Annotated in this window: 1 pseudogene; it reads left to right on the top strand. The window is 46.1% G+C overall.

Annotation, left to right across the window (positions count from 1 at the left end):
• A pseudogene (gene groEL / locus QN347_RS20625) lies at window positions 1-245 on the top strand (chaperonin GroEL); the annotation flags it as partial.

The following is a 245-nucleotide window of genomic DNA, read 5'->3' as shown; positions in this document are numbered from 1 at the left end:
CGGCTACTTGTCGCCATACTTCATCAACAATCCGGAAAAACAATCAGTGATTCTGGAAAATCCTTTCGTCCTGCTGTTCGACAAAAAAATCTCGAACATCCGTGATCTGTTGCCAATCTTGGAACAAGTTGCTAAAGCCGGTCGTCCATTGCTGATCATCGCTGAAGATGTCGATGGCGAAGCCTTGGCTACTTTGGTAGTCAACAACATCCGCGGCATTTTGAAAACTGCTGCTGTCAAAGCAC

It is taken from the genome of Sphingomonas sp. 10B4, from assembly GCF_035019905.1.
Taxonomy (GTDB): Bacteria; Pseudomonadota; Alphaproteobacteria; order Sphingomonadales; family Sphingomonadaceae; genus Sphingomonas; species Sphingomonas glacialis.
Note: the sequence above shows the minus strand (reverse complement) of the source record. Positions and strands in the feature narration are given on the sequence as shown.